Source organism: Halorientalis regularis, from assembly GCF_023698535.1.
Lineage (GTDB): Archaea > Halobacteriota > Halobacteria > Halobacteriales > Haloarculaceae > Halorientalis > Halorientalis regularis.
Genome location: NZ_JALJCL010000005.1, coordinates 190135 through 202894, shown reverse-complemented (window position 1 = coordinate 202894; position 12760 = coordinate 190135). Strand labels below are relative to the sequence as shown.

Here is a 12760-nt window from a genome sequence, read left to right as displayed (position 1 = left end):
GGTCCAAGTCTTCTTGTCGGGGCTCGCCCAAACCCAGCCATGGCAACCGCGGCGCTGACGGAACCGCACGTCCTCGCGGGCGCGAAGGCGCACCTGTTCCCCGAGGACGGCACCGACGCCTACGCCGTCGTCGACACCCAGTTCGCACAGGACCGCTGGATCGACGACCGCCGCATCGACCCCGACCTCCAGGACCTGCTCGCCCCGTTCAACCACGTCCAGGTGGGGTCGGGGTATCCCGATCTGGTGGGCGTACCTGCGCTCGAAAACGACCTCCTGGCGGTCGACCGCGTGGGCGATCACCCGCCCCTGCTGGCCGTCGAGGCCAAGGGCCGGACGGCGACGGGAACCGCCGACGTGGAGCGGGGCATCGTCCAGGCCTACGACCGATTGGACGAGGCCAACGTCGCCATGGTCGCCGCGCCGGCCGGGTCGATCCCGCAGTCGGCGCTGACGCTGGCACGGGAGGTGAACGTCGGGATTCTGGCCGTCGCCGAAGACGGCACGGTCACGCCCGAGGTCCGACCCCGCGCCGTGGGCGCGCGGCCGACCGGCGAGGCCGACGCCATCCGCTTCCAGGCCAGCGCTCAGGGCGTCGCCGACCGGAACTTCGGGCTGAACCACCCGAAGAACTACCTCGCCTACCCGCTGGCGCTGGTCCACGAGGGAGACACCGAGGCGGTGCTGGCCGAGCGGGTCGTCGGCGCGACCGACGCGGCCCGGGTCGGCGCGGCCTTCCTCGACCTGATCGAGGACCGCCACGACGGCCCACGGCTGACGCCGCTGGGCGAGGAAGTCGTCCGCTTCGGCCTCCGGGCGTACGGGAGCGTCGACGCGGCACTCGACCAGTTCCGCGAGTGGAAACGCTCGCAAAAGCGGTTCTGCGACCTCGCGCCGCGCTGGGGCCAGCTCACCCGCCGCGTGGTGTACCAGTACCCCGCGACGCAACTGCTGGTCGACCGGCTCCAGCGGCTGGCCGACGACGGCCAGCCCGAGCCGTCACTGGTCGAACTCGTCGAGTACTGTCACGAGACCCACCCGACGTTCACCGTCGAGTTGTTCCTCCGGGGGACCGACGACGTGCGCCAGCGGGTTCTGACTGCCGAGGGTGACCTCCAGCGAGACGCGCTGACTGACGGCGTGGTGTACCACTCGCCGACGGTGTTCCAGCTGAAGACGATGCTGTACCACGCCGGAATCGTGACGGAGACGGGTGTGGAACCGTCGACCCTCGATCCCGAGGCCGACGCGTGGGCGCTCCGAGAGCCGCTCTCGCGGTTCCGGTCGCGGTCGGACAACTAATGTGGCCCCCAACCAATTCGACTGTATGTGCAGTTCTTACTCGGACGACCTCGATCCGGCCGTCTTCGAGGAGATGGTGGAGGCGGTCGGTGTCGGCGTCGCGATCTACGACGCGGAGGGGGTGTTCCGATACGTCAACGCCGCGTACGCGGACCTGCTGGAGACGACGCGTAACGACCTCGTCGGCCGACCCGTCTGGGCGGTCGCGACCGAACTCGAAGCCGACCGATTCGAGGACTACTGGGGCTCCTTCTCGGAGGGCGAGACCCGGACCGCGGACACCGAACACGCGGTGGGGGAGCGGACGGTCCCGGTCTCGACGGTGACGACCCGCCGCCGGATCGACGGCACGCCGTACAACTTCGGGACGATCCGGGACCGCTCGGAGCTTCGCGCTCGCGAGCGCGAACTCGAGGAGCGAAACGAGCGTCTGGACACCTTCGCCGGCATCGTCGCCCACGACCTGCGCAACCCGCTGAACGTCGCCCACTCCTATCTCGAACTCCTGCGCACCGACGGCGACAGCGACGAACTGGAGATGGTCGATAGCGCCCTCTCCCGGATGGAGAGCCTCATCGAGGACCTCCTGACGCTGGCCCGGGAGGGCGAGATGGTCGGCGAGGCCGAACCGGTCTCACTCGCCACCGTCGCCCACGATGCCTGGTCGACCGTCGAGACTGGCGACGCGACCCTCACCGTCGCGACCGACCGCGAAATCGTCGCCGACCCCCGCCGGCTCCGACAGCTCTTCGAGAACCTCTTTCGCAATTCGGTCGAACACGGCGACGGACCGGTCTCGATCCGGGTCGACACCACCGACGACGGCTTCGTCGTCGCCGACGACGGCCCCGGACTCCCCGACGGCGACCGCGACTGGCTGTTCGAGCCGGGCGAGTCCGGCGAGGAAGGCGGCTCCGGCATCGGACTGGCTATCGTCGCCAAGATCGCGAAGGCACACGGCTGGTCGGTCACGACGACCGACCGAGACGGGGACGGCACGGGCGCACGGTTCGTCTTCGGGGGCGTCGAGTTCGCCTGAGGTCACCGTGGGAGCGTGATCGCGACAGTCGTGCCGTCCGCGCGCTCTTCGAGCGTCAGGTCGCCGCTGTGCTTGTCGACGACCCAGCGCACGAGCCAGAGGCCCAGTCCCTGGGTGTGCTGGAGCTGGGTAATCTCCTGCTCGCCGGCCACGACGTCCCACTCGGATTCGGGAATCCCGGGGCCGTCGTCGCTGACCCGGATGGTGACGGTGTCGGGTTCCGGCCCGTCCGCGAGTTCGACCCCGACGTCGGGTGTCCCCTCGCCGCTGTGCTCCACCGCGTTGTCCACGAGTTCTTCGACGCCGACCAGCAGGTTGTGACTGAACGCCACGGTGCCGTCGGTCACGGTCGCGAGATCGGCCTCGGGGTAGCCGTCGAGGACCTCGTCGCGGATCTGCGCGCTGGCCTCCGTGACGGGGATCGAGGCCACTTCCTCGCCGTCCATCTGGAGGACGCGTTGGATCGTCCGGGCGGTGTCGGAGGCGTCGACCAGCGACGAACTCGCCTCGAAGATCTGCTGGGCGAACTCGTCGACCTGATCGTCGGTGTCGCTCTGCAGGAGCGTCTCGGCGTACCCCTGGATGACGGTGGTCTCGTTGCGGAGGTTGTGCCGGAGCAGGCGGTGGAGGACCTGCAGGTGGGTCTCGCGCTGGGCCAGGTCGGTCACGTCGGTCAGGACGACGAAGGCACGCTCGCCGTCGGCGCTCTCGTATGGCACCGTCTTCAGGATGTACTGCTTGCGCTCGGTGCCGGTCTGGGTCGTCACCTCACGCTCGACGCTCGCACCCGGCGTCGTGACGGGTGCCATCGCCTCGGCGACGCCCTCGGGCAGGGCCGTCCGCACGTCCGTCAGCGGGCGGTCGGTGAGGTAACGCTCGGTCTCGTCACAGAGCGCGGCGAAGGCGGCGTTGGCCCGGCTGACGACCGCGCCGTCGGCGCCGTACGCCACGTCCGCGACCGGATCGGACAGCGTCTCGAACAGTTCGGTGAACCGCTGGCGGTTGCGCGAGGCGGCCTGCTGGGCCGAGCGCAACGCCGAGAGGTCCTTGACCGTGCCGACGACGCCATCCCCGTAGGCACTGGAGAAACAGGCCGTCCGAATCCGGCTGGGGAGGCGGTCGCCGTCCTGGCTCCGGAGGTCGGTCTCCACGTCGCTGGGCCGGTCCAGGTCGCCGATCTCGGCGGCGATCTCCTCGGGGACGAACTCCGCGATGTCGTGGCCGGGCAGCGTCTCGCGGTCGTAGCCGACCGCGGTCGCGAACTGGTCGGTGGCGAGCGTGATCGTCCCGTCCGCATCGAGCGTGAACAGTTTGTCCTCGGCGGCCTCGACGACGGCCTCGTAGCGCCGGAGTTCCTCCTCGCGGGTGACCATCTCGAAGGCCGCGGCGGCGGTCTCGGCGAGCAGTTCCACCAGCCGGAGTTCGTCGTCGGTGAACCCCTCGCCGTCGCTGGAGCCGAAGCTGAGTGTGCGCCGCTCGCCCAGCGGACAGAAGCCACCGATCTCGACGCCGCCGCGGTCGTAGCCGTCGTCCATCCCTTCGAGGTCCTCCCGGACGACCAGTCGCTGCTCGGTGTAGGCGGTCCCGACCGCCCCTTCGCCAGGGTCGTAGGCGGGTCGCTCGCCCATCACGTCCGCCAGCCCGTCGGAGGTGGCCACCGGGATCAACTGGTCGGTCTCGGCGTCGTGTTCGCGGACGGCGGCGAGATCGAACTCGAAGACCTCGCGGATGGTGTCGACGACCAGCTGGGCCACCTCGTCGGTCGTAGTCGCGGCCATCATGTCCTGCGTGCTTTCGAGGATGCCGCTGAGGATGTCCTGCCGGCGGCGCTGGCGGCTAATGTCCCGGAGGGTGCCGACGGTCCCGGTGAACTCGCCGTCCTCGGAGAGGGGGCGCAGGGTCATCCGGTCGGTCGCCGGGATGCGCTCGTCGTCGCTGGTGAGCAGTTCTACGTCGAGTTTGGCGATGGGCATTCCACCGTTGTCGGCCTGTTTCCGGAGCAGGTCCCGGAGGGCGTCCTCGGCCTCCGTCACGGTCTCGTCGTCCTTGATGATGTGGACCGACGAGCCGAGCAGGTCCTCGCGGTCGTAGCCCGTCATCTCACAGAGCGCGTCGTTGACGAACGTGAACCGGCCCGCCGGATCGAGGATGTAGACGGCGTCACCGACGGTCTTCACGAGGTGTTCGTAGCGGGCCTGCTCGGTCTCGCGCTGTTTGCGCTCGGTCACTTCCCGGCCGTACAGCGACAGGCCCTCCGCCGAGGGGTAGGCGGTCACCTCGTACCACCGTTCGGTCGCCGCCGTCTGGAACTCCGTCGTGACGGTCACGCCCTCGTCCATCGCCCGTTCGAGCGACGGCCGGAGTCGCTCGGCCACGTCCCGCGAGAGGTGCTCCCAGAGCGGATCGCCGCGAACGTCGCCGTCCACGTCCCGCAGGACCGACGCCATCGCGTTGTTCAGGTAGGTGATCCGGAACTCGTCGTCCAGTGCCAGCACGCCGTCGCTGATCCGCTGGAGCGCCTGTTCGGGGACCGCTCGGTCGCCGTCGGCCGACTGCGAGCGCTCGTCGAGCCGATGGTGGAGTTTCGCCTCCAGCATCTCCCAGCCGTCCGCGGGCTCCCAGTTGAACACGGCCGTCGCACCGCGGTCGATGCCGGCCGTCACCACGTCCGCCGTCGTCGTGATCCAGATGGCAGGCTGGTCGGTCAACCCGTCCCGCTCCGGAACCGTCTCGGTGAACACCAGCGTCAACCGCCCGTCGCCCGGCTCGGGGGGCTGCCCGTCCAGCGCCCCGAACTGCTCGACCGACAACGACGATAGCGACCGGAGCCCGCGCCGCAACTCCTCGGCCGCCACCGGATACTGATCGTCGTAGTAGACGACCGCCTCCGGAAGTATTTTGCGTGATACTGACTCCGGCACCGTCATTACTGGATGCAAGGGCCCGACATACATCAGCGTTCGCCGCCGTTACCACAATTGATACCGATTTTCCGGGAGTCTGGCTGGCACCACTACGGGGTGAGGGCCAGCCACGGGAGATAGTTTTTTATATTCGCCTGATAATCCTGGGATATGACCGACAGCGCCACACGGGAGCGACGTGACACCGACGCTCTCACGGACGCGGGCGAGCGGACGCTCCACGTCGGCCGGGATCGGCCGATACGCATCAGTACGGGCCATCGGATCCGGCATCACGACGGGAAGTGTGCGCGACCACACGGCCACAACTACGAGATCAGCGTCGCCGTGACCGGCGAGCTGACCGCGGAGGGATGGGTCGTCGACAAGGGCGATATTACCAGGATAATCGACGAGTGGGATCACCGCTTCCTCGTCGAGCGGGGCGACCCGCTGGTCGAGGCCTTCGAGGAGAGCGGCGACGGCGACGCGCTGGTCGTCCTCGATCACCCGCCGACGGCCGAGGTGATGAGCGTCGTGCTCGAACGCCGCCTCGAATCGCGTCTCCCCGACACTGTCTCGGCGGTGGCCGTCGAGGTGGCCGAGACCGGCGAACTCTGTGCGGGGTTCTGATGCCGGTCGACGCCGATCCCGCGGACTTGGCCGGCGAGGGCGACGCGACCGACACCGAGGACGCCCTCCCGATCAACGAACTGTTCCACTCGCTGCAGGGCGAGGGCCGTCTCGCGGGCGTCCCCTCGGTGTTCGTCCGTACTAGCGGCTGTAACCTCCGGTGCTGGTTCTGTGACTCCTACCACACTTCCTGGGAGCCGTCCCACGCCTGGCTCGACCTGGACGAGATCGTCGCCGAAGTCGGGAACTACGGGGCCGACCACGTCGTCCTGACGGGCGGTGAGCCCCTGCTCCACGACGAGTCGGTGACCCTGCTCGACCGCCTCGACGCCGCGGGGTACCACACCACCGTCGAGACCAACGGGACGATCTACCGCGACGCCCCCATCGACCTCGCCAGCGTCAGCCCGAAACTGGCCAGCAGTACGCCCTCGGCCGACCGTGTCGGAGGCGAGGGTGAGACACCCCGCCCCGACGGGGAACCGGTCGACGCCGCGGCCGCCGAGCGCCACGAAACCGACCGGCTCGACCTGGACGCGCTGGCCCGCCTCGTCGAGACCTACGACACCCAGCTGAAGTTCGTCGTCACCGGCCCCGACGATATGGCCGAGATCGACCGACTCGTCGAGCGCGTCCGCGAGGCCGCGAGCGCAACTGTCGCCGACTCCGACGTGCTGTTGATGCCCGAGGGGACGACCCGGGACGCACTCGACGGGACGCGCGAGACCGTCGCCGAGTTGGCGCTGGACCGGGGCTACCGCTACACCCCACGGCTCCACGTCGACCTCTGGAACGACGCGCCGGGAACCTGACCGCCGACCGACACATCGACCCATGACCGAAGACACGCCACCCGACGACTCGACCGCCGACGCATCGACCGACAGCGACGACGACCGCCGCGCCGTGATCCTCGTTTCGGGCGGCATGGACAGCGCGACCGCCGTCTACGAGGCCATCGACCGCGGCTACGATCCCTACCTCCTGCACACCTCCTACGGCCAGGAGACCGAGGCCAAGGAACGTGAGTGCGCCGAGGCGCTGGCCACCGAGATCGACGCTCCGGACTCCCTCCACGTCGAGACGGGCCACCTCGCGGCCATCGGGGCCTCCAGCCTCACCGACGACGAGATGGAGGTCGCCGACGCCGACCCCGACAGCGACGAGATTCCCACCTCCTACGTCCCGTTCCGGAACGCGAACCTGCTCTCGATGGCCGTCTCCTACGCCGAGGCCAACGACTGCGAGGCCGTGTTCATCGGCGCTCACAGCGAGGACTTCTCGGGCTACCCCGACTGCCGACCCGCCTTCTTCGACGCCTTTCAGGCCGTGATCGACGCCGGCACGAAACCCGACACGGAGATCGACCTCGTCGCGCCGTTCGTCGAGTGGTCCAAGACGGACATCGCCGAGCGCGGCCTCGAACTGGGCGTGCCCTACGAGTCGACCTGGAGCTGTTACCGCGACGACGCGCCAGCCTGTGGCACCTGCGACGCCTGTGCCTTCCGGCTGGAGGCGTTCCAGAACTGCGGCGTCCGGGACCCCATCGACTACGCCGAGCGACCGGACTACACCTGATCGCCGCCGTCGAGACGGCTGGTCGCCGGATCGTCGACGGGGTCCCAGCCGTCGCGGGCCAGCGCCCGCTCGATGAGCCGGTCGCGCTCGTCGCGGGTCCGCACCGGCGGGAACGGTGGATGCGTGTACACCCGGAACGCCGCCGACCGCTCCATCGACTCCGAGAGCGTCGTCCGGAGCCAGGCGTGGTAGTTGGACTCGCCGGTCAGCGTGTCCACGTCCACACCGAGTTGACTGTTGTAGGTCTCGGCCTGCCGGCGCGAGCCGGGGTTGAAGGAGACCACCGTGTCGCAGTTCGAGACCAGTCCCTCGACGACCGACTCCGGGAGCTGGCCGGGGTACTGCGTGCAGAAGGTGAGCGAGAGGCGGTAACTCCGGCTCTTGGAAAGCATCGCGGTGATCGTCTCGTCGGCCAGCGCCACGTTGTCGAACTCGTCACAGAACAGGTAGAACGGGTCCCGGTCCCGGCGATCCCGCTCGGCGCGGGCCCGGATCGCGCTCCAGATCCGGCGCAGGACCGCCATCGAGAGCTTCCGTTTCAGCTCCTTCGGCTCGCCACCCATCCGCACGAGCAGAATCTCCCCGTCGGCGACCGCGCGGGGCACGCTGATCTCCGAGTCCCGGGCGGCGACCAGCCGGCGGGTGATCGGGTTCTCGATCCAGGGGACCAGCGCCTCCCGCACCGCCGTCCGCGTCGCCTCGGGGACCGCGCCGAACCGGTCGGCGTAGTCGGGGTCGAGGTCGACGTCCGCGGCCGCCACGCGCTCGGCGAACCGCTCCCGGGCCGCCGGATCGGTGAGGAGGTGTGCGAAATCGACCAGCGTCAGGTCCGGTTCGTCGGGCCGCGCCCGGTTGTGCGCGTTCACCGCGGTGACGGTCTCGCTGGCCAGCTGGTTCAGGTGCGGACCCCAGACCTCGTTCACGCCCAGAAGCGCCACCAGGTCCTCGATGAGCGCCGCCAGCGCCGTCTCGTACGCCGGGTCGGCCGGGTCGAGATCGAGTTCGAGGAAGTTGAAGCCGCTGACCGCACCACGGCTGCTCCCGGGTTCGAGCCAGCGCAGTTCGTCCAGGCGGCGCTCGGGTAGGATCTCGACCAGTCGCTCGCTGTCGTCGCCTTTCGGGTCGACGAAACAGCCCCCTGCGCCGGCCTCGACGAGTTGTTTGAACTCGTTGGTCAGCAGCGTCGACTTGCCGTAGCCGGTGACGCCGAAGATCGCGCGGTGGCGAAACAGGTGGTCCTTCTCGATGCTGGCGTCCCGTCCAGCGCGGGTTCCGGTGCCGACGAACAGCGGGGCGTCCGGGTTCTCCCGTGGCACCTGTTCGATCTGCTCGCGGGCGCGGGGCCCGGCGAACACCGATTCGGTCGCCCCGGCGAGGCTCCCGTCCGCGGCGTCGTCCGACCGGTACCCCAGCGACCGGACCGGCTGGCCGTGTTCGTGCTCGACCGCGGTCTCGACGAACTCGTAGGGGAACTGTTCGGCGTCGGCGACTCGTTCGTCGAGGTCGTCGAGCCGGCCCGCCAGCCGCCGGAGGTCGCGGTCGCTGACGCTCTCGCGTAGCGCGGTCGGGTCGAAGGCGTCCCCGAATTCGGCCAGCGTCGTCGCGAGTTCGCTCGCGCTCGGGTCCGCGTCCGGCGGGACGTGCCGCAGGGCGACGCTATCGACGGTGAGCCGGTCGCCCACGACCAGCACCGACAGCACCGCCTCGGCGACGGGCTCGCGGTCGGGGGCCGCCAGCTGTCGCCCGTCGAGGGTCGTCACGACGGCGTCGACGGCGTCCCGGATCCGTTCGACGCTCGCTCCGCGCCCCGTCTCGTCCGTCGCGTCACTCATCGCTCGCGCTCCCCGGACCGGTCTGCACCGGTTTCGGGTTCCTCGGTCCCACTCCCCTCGCTCGCTCGGTTCGACCCGCTGTCGGCGTCCAGCGGGACGTTCACGTCGGCGTCGGCGGCAGAGACCGGCTGGAACCGGTTGTCCGACTCCTCGACCGCGCCGGCCGTGGCCACGTCTTCCATCTGGGTCGCCGCCGGCGGGACGCCCGGGCCGGCGTCCATGTTGGCCCAGTCGACCGCGGGCGCGTTGATCGCGTCGGTCGGGAGGTGACAGAGCCCGGCCAGTTCCGGGGCGGTCACGAGGAACTTCGTCGGGTTCAGCCGTGTGAGCCGATCCGTCGCCGAGAACTCGTGGTCCCGGCCGGCCACGTCTTCGAGGAGGTCGGGGACGTTCGCCGGTGGGATGGGCGTGGCGACGAGGCCCTGCTCGGTCGCCGGGTGGGTGTAGGCCTCGTAGCCGGCCGCGATCCGGCGGACGCGCTGGCTGGCGGTCTCGGGATCGCTCGCGACCGCGACGACGCGCATCGTCACGTAGTAGCCCCGTGCCCCGGCCTGCTCGCCGATCAGGCGGCCGACCGCCTGTTCGCGGGGGGTCGGTTCTACCGTCCGAACGCCCCCGCTGAGGCTCTGTTCCTGGTGTGTCTCCCGGCGTTCGTAGGCGGTCACGCTCACGTCGTGGCCCCAGGGACCGCCCCGCGACCAGGCGTCCCGGGCCGGCTCGAACACCGTCTGGACGAGGACGCGGCAGTCGTCGCCGCTCCCGCCGCCCCTGTCGGTGCCGGCGGCGTCGGCCACGATATCCGCGTAGGGGTCGGCCAGCTCCTCCCCGTCCACGCCGGCGGTCAGCGGCGACTGGAAGGGATACCAGAACTCCCTCGCCAGTCCGAAGCTCGCGCCGGCGGCGTACTCGCCGGCTTCGAGTTCCGGGACCGCGCTGTCGGTCTCCGCGACGGTGACGCCGTCGTAGGACGAGCGCACCTGGCGGTCGAACCGGTCGGCGGCGTCCGCGGTCGGGGCCACCCAGTGGAACGCGATCCGGTCGCCGTCGCCGTAGATCTCGTGGGCGTGATGCTCGCTCTCGTTGACGACCCCCAGCCGTACTTCCACGTCGTGGATCGTCTGGAGCAGGGAGACGGCGGCGTCGATCCCGCCGCTATCCCTCGGCGGGCGCGTCCGTACCACGACCCCGCCGTAGTTCCGGTAGACGGCCGCCGCGTCCTCGATCGCCGATACGTCGCTCTCGGTCAACTCGTAGCTCTCGTGGGGCTGTTGGCCGACGCCGAGCCAGCCGAACAGCCACTCGATGCCATTGCTGATCCCCATCCTGCGGTCCCCCGCCACCCCCCATGTGGTGGCTTGCCAGAGTACAGGTGGCTGTGTCTGTTCAATCTTTCGACGGTGGGGACGTGCCGTCCGACCCACCGGCGGCAATCGTGCAGGCAAGCGGTAACTACAACGCCTGTTTGTCACTCGAGGAGATTTATGAGACCATCCGCCGATGGGTCAGGTGATGGCGCCCTCCCCTCGCCCCGCACTGCGTGCCCTCCCGCTGTCCGCGGTCGATCTCGCCGTCGCCGCCGCGGTCTACGAGTTCGTCAGCCCCGCTATCGGCGTCCTGCTCGGCGTCGTCGGCGTGCTCGTCCTCGGCGTCGTCGTCGTCAGACTCTACCGCGTCGCCTCCCAGCGCGTCCCCGCGCGTCACTGACCTACCCTGTACCGGTCGTCACGTTCCCACCCGGTCCGGTCTGTGAGACGACGTATCGCCGCCCGGCCATCGGCTCCAGCAGCGCGTTCACTGGCGCTCTGTCGTCGGTGAGGACCGGCACGCCGCCGGTGTCGACCTCGGCCTGGTAGTCGGCCAACTCCGTCGAGAGCCCGATGCCGATGTCACGGCGCTCGTCGCGGGCTTCGAGCTGGGCCTGGCTGACCCGCGCGTCGGATTTCGTCGCGACCACCTCGATGTTCTGGACGACCGACCCGCCACTCGTCGGGAAGCTGTACACCTGCGGGTACACCCGGTTCATCGTCTTGTACTCCGCCCGGTAGAACTGCGAGGCCGGCCCCGTCGGCGCGGAGATGATGTTCGCCAGCAGGATGCCGTCCTCGTCGAGTCGGTCGGCGGTCAACTGCATGAACTCCCGCGTGGTGAGCTGGAAGGGCACCTTGTCCTTCTTGTACGCATCGAGGACGATCAGGTCGTAGGTCCGGTCCGTGGTCCGGAGGAACTCCCGGCCCTCGGCGTTGTAGATGTTCAGCCGCGGCCCCTCCTCGACACCGAAGTACTCCTTCGCGACGCGGATCACCTCGGGATCGATCTCGACCACGTCGACGGTGACGTTGTAGTCGTTCACGAACCGCTTGGGGCCGGTGAACCCGCCGCCACCGATGAAGAGGACTCTGTCGATGTCGCCCGACTGGTGCGGTGCGCTCGCGGTCGTCTCGTTGCGCCAGTCGCCCAGCAGAAAGGGGACGTGGAAGTAGCGCGTGTACTCGAAGACGTGTCGGTTCGGATACTCCAGGTCCATCGCGCTGTGGGGCTGGCCGTCCAGATAGAGTGTCCGCGTGTCGCCCAGGTCCGCGACGACGAGTTCCTGATACGGTGTCTGGGTCTGGTAGACCGTCTCCCCGCGGACGGAGTACCCCGCCGAGGGCACGGCGACCGCGCCGACCAGCAGGACGCCGACGACGAGTGTCGCCAGCACCGTCCGCCGCGGGAACGACGGCGCGAGGATCACGAGCGACGTGCCCACGAGCAAGAGGCCGAAGACGAGCCCGATCAAAGACACCGAAAGTGATGGGATCAACAGGAAGGTCGCACCGAACGCGCCGACGATGCTCCCGATGGTCCCGACCGCGTAGACGTGGCCCGAGGCTGCCCCCGTACTCTCCTTCCGGGAGAGTTCCGCGCCGTAGGGACTGATGAATCCCAGCAGGTACGTCGGCGGGCCGAACAGGACCGTCACCGCGGGCAGGGAGGCAAAGCGCGGCGGGAGCGGGAACCCCGAGAGTCCGGCCAGCAACAGGTCCCCCGCCAGGATGAGGACGGCGACGAACGCCCCCGTCGCGAGCAACACCCGGACCAGTCGCTCCTCGGTGGCGCGCCGACTGGCCCGCTTCCCGCCCTGGTAGTAGCCCAGCGACAGCGCCGCGAGGAAGACGCCGATGATCGACCCCCATGTGTAGATGCTGCTCCCGAACTGGGGGGCGACCATCCGGCCCGCGAGAATCTCCAGCCCCATGCTGACGACGCCGGAGACGAACACCGCCAGCTCCGGACTGGACACCCCGCCCGAGAACCGCCGGGACAGCGCACTCATTCACAGGTGGTACGGGCGGGAGTGTCTAAAGTAGCGTGGCGGCCCCAGTCGTTCGCCGGGACCGAGCCGACCTGTTGTTTTGGGCTGTCACAGTATCGTTCGACGGTGGTTGATTTTGGGACAGGAATGAACTCCCCGCTCAGTGCGTCTGCTAACG

The 12760-nt window shown here is 69.4% G+C and carries 10 protein-coding genes; 6 read left to right on the top strand and 4 right to left on the bottom strand.

Annotated features, from left to right (window positions below; all coding sequences use genetic code 11):
- Positions 1–39: 39 nt before the first annotated feature.
- Entirely contained in the window at positions 40–1302 is a 1263-nt protein-coding gene (locus MU521_RS08415; RefSeq protein WP_092690286.1) for a hypothetical protein, read from the top strand.
- Positions 1303–1327: 25 nt separating this feature from the next.
- Positions 1328–2341, top strand: a complete 1014-nt coding sequence (locus tag MU521_RS08410; protein WP_092690289.1) for a PAS domain-containing sensor histidine kinase — start codon at positions 1328–1330, stop codon at positions 2339–2341.
- 2 nt (positions 2342–2343) lie between these two features.
- On the opposite strand, the gene MU521_RS08405 is transcribed toward MU521_RS08410, so the two are convergent.
- On the bottom strand, positions 2344–5268 hold the full coding sequence (locus tag MU521_RS08405) for a PAS domain-containing protein (protein ID WP_175452819.1): 2925 nt from the start codon (positions 5266–5268) through the stop codon (positions 2344–2346).
- Positions 5269–5415: 147 nt separating this feature from the next.
- Here MU521_RS08405 and MU521_RS08400 point away from each other — a divergent pair, with 147 nt between their 5' ends.
- Genes MU521_RS08400 through queC form a run of 3 tightly spaced genes read left to right on the top strand, consistent with a single transcriptional unit; the run spans position 5416 to position 7455 of the window.
- The gene (locus MU521_RS08400) at positions 5416–5877 is read left to right on the top strand and encodes a 6-pyruvoyl trahydropterin synthase family protein (RefSeq protein ID WP_092690294.1); all 462 of its coding nucleotides are present in this window, start codon (positions 5416–5418) and stop codon (positions 5875–5877) included.
- Positions 5877–6689, top strand: coding sequence for a 7-carboxy-7-deazaguanine synthase QueE (locus MU521_RS08395; RefSeq protein WP_092690297.1), 813 nt, complete (start codon positions 5877–5879; stop codon positions 6687–6689). Before MU521_RS08400 ends, MU521_RS08395 begins: the two co-directional genes overlap by 1 nt.
- Positions 6690–6711: 22 nt before the next feature.
- Complete coding sequence (queC, locus tag MU521_RS08390) at positions 6712–7455, top strand: 7-cyano-7-deazaguanine synthase QueC (RefSeq protein WP_092690300.1); 744 nt, start codon at positions 6712–6714, stop codon at positions 7453–7455.
- Here queC and MU521_RS08385 read toward each other — a convergent pair.
- Together MU521_RS08385 and MU521_RS08380 are read right to left on the bottom strand one after the other, a co-directional pair.
- Entirely contained in the window at positions 7446–9287 is a 1842-nt protein-coding gene (locus MU521_RS08385) for a type IV secretory system conjugative DNA transfer family protein (RefSeq protein WP_092690302.1), read from the bottom strand. The genes queC and MU521_RS08385 overlap by 10 nt on opposite strands.
- Positions 9284–10609, bottom strand: coding sequence for a DUF8128 domain-containing protein (locus MU521_RS08380; RefSeq protein ID WP_092690305.1), 1326 nt, complete (start codon positions 10607–10609; stop codon positions 9284–9286). The genes MU521_RS08385 and MU521_RS08380 overlap by 4 nt, the downstream gene beginning before the upstream one ends.
- 187 nt (positions 10610–10796) lie before the next feature.
- On the opposite strand from MU521_RS08380, the gene MU521_RS08375 reads away from it, so the two are divergent.
- Positions 10797–10991: a hypothetical protein gene (locus tag MU521_RS08375; protein WP_092690308.1), complete on the top strand. Its 195-nt coding sequence runs from the start codon at positions 10797–10799 to the stop codon at positions 10989–10991.
- A 1-nt stretch (position 10992) separates the two neighbouring features.
- On the opposite strand, the gene MU521_RS08370 is transcribed toward MU521_RS08375, so the two are convergent.
- Positions 10993–12603 carry a spermidine synthase gene (locus MU521_RS08370; protein WP_092690311.1) on the bottom strand — a complete coding sequence of 537 codons (1611 nt, stop codon included), beginning with the start codon at positions 12601–12603 and terminating at the stop codon, positions 10993–10995.
- Between the last annotated feature and the right edge of the window lie 157 nt (positions 12604–12760).